Genomic DNA, 1,372 nt, shown 5'->3' on the forward strand with positions numbered 1-1,372 from the left:
GGCGGCGACCACCCAGCCGCCGAGCAGCAGGACGGAGCCGTGCGCGAAGTTCATCACCCCGGAGGCCTTGAAGACGACGGTGAAGCCCAGCGCGACCAGGGCGTAGACGGAGCCGAGGGCGATTCCGTCGAGCAGGGTTTCGGCGAGCCGGGTCATGCTGCTTCCTCCTGTCCGAGGTAGGCGCGGAGCACCGCCGGGTCCTGCTGGACGGCCTCCGGGGTGCCGTCGGCGATCCGGCGGCCGAAGTCGAGGACGGTGACGGTGTCGGCGAGCCGCATGACCATCCCCATGTCGTGCTCGACCAGCAGGACGGAGATGCCGAGGGCGGCGCGGATCGCGGCGATCGTGTCGGCCGTCTCCAGGCGTTCGGCGGGGTTCATCCCGGCCACCGGCTCGTCGAGCAGCAGCAGTCCGGGTTCGGCGCAGAGCGCCCGGGCCAGCTCGACCCGCTTGCGCACGCCGTAGGGCAGCGCGCCGACCGGCTGGTCGAAGTGGGCCTCCAGGCCGAGGAACCCGGCGATCTCGGCGGCCCGTGCGCGGTGCCGCCGCTGCTCGCGGACGGCCCCCGGCAGGCGCAGGGCGGTGGCGGCGAACCCGGCCCGGGTGAGCCGGTGCCGGCCGAGCATCAGGTTGTCGGCGACGGTGCCCGCGGTGAGCACGATGTTCTGGAAGGTCCGGGCGATGCCGAGCCCGGTGACGGCGTGCGGCGGCATGCCGGTGATCTCCCGCCCGCCGTAGGCGACGCTGCCGGAGGCGGCCCGGTACACGCCGGAGAGCACGTTGAAGCAGGTGGACTTGCCGGCGCCGTTCGGGCCGATCAGGGCGTGCACGGTGCCCGGTTCGACGGTGAACGAGACGTCGTCGAGTGCGGTGAGGCCGGCGAACCGGACGGTGACGCCGCGGACCTCCAGCCGGGCGGTGGCGGGGGCGGTCATGCCGTCCACCTGCGCAGCTCGCGGACGGGCGGACGGGCGGCGGCGGCCGGGCCGTCCTCCTCGGCGGCGCCGAGGTAGAGCCGGCGGACCTCGTCGCCGGCGGCGAGCTCCGCGGCGGTGCCCTCCAGCCGGACGAGCCCGTTCTCCAGCACCAGCGCCCGGTGCGCGACGGCGAGGGCCATCGCGGTGTTCTGCTCGACCAGCAGAACGGAGGTGCCCTGCCGGTTGATCTCCTGCACGATCGCGCCGATCTGCCGCACCATCCGCGGGGCCAGGCCGAGCGAGGGCTCGTCCAGCAGCAGGACGCGCGGATCGGCCATCAGCGCCCGTCCGATCGCCAGCATCTGCTGCTCGCCGCCGGACATCAGGCCGGCCCGCTGGCGGCGGCGCTCGGCCAGCACCGGCAGCAGGGCGAAGACCCGCTCGCGGGCCTCCCG

At 74.9% G+C, this 1,372-nt stretch carries 2 protein-coding genes and 1 pseudogene; all 3 read right to left on the minus strand.

Going from position 1 to position 1,372, the window contains the following annotated elements:
* Positions 1 to 156: pseudogene (locus ABZ641_RS37530) on the minus strand (branched-chain amino acid ABC transporter permease); the annotation flags it as partial.
* A complete protein-coding gene (locus ABZ641_RS37535; protein ID WP_359989075.1) occupies positions 153 to 935 on the minus strand; it encodes an ABC transporter ATP-binding protein in 783 nt (260 codons plus the stop codon). The pseudogene ABZ641_RS37530 and the gene ABZ641_RS37535, both read right to left, overlap by 4 nt.
* Positions 932 to 1,372: ATP-binding cassette domain-containing protein (locus ABZ641_RS37540; RefSeq protein ID WP_359989077.1), on the minus strand; the 441-nt coding region annotated here is incomplete at its 5' end. The genes ABZ641_RS37535 and ABZ641_RS37540, both read right to left, overlap by 4 nt.

The organism is Kitasatospora sp. NPDC007106 (genome assembly GCF_040634455.1).
Classification (GTDB): domain Bacteria; phylum Actinomycetota; class Actinomycetes; order Streptomycetales; family Streptomycetaceae; genus Kitasatospora; species Kitasatospora arboriphila.

Bases quoted from the DNA above. Each gene is read 5' to 3' on its own strand.
- ABZ641_RS37535 (WP_359989075.1), bottom strand. From the start codon at position 935: ATGACCGCCCCCGCCACCGCCCGGCTGGAGGTCCGCGGCGTCACCGTC.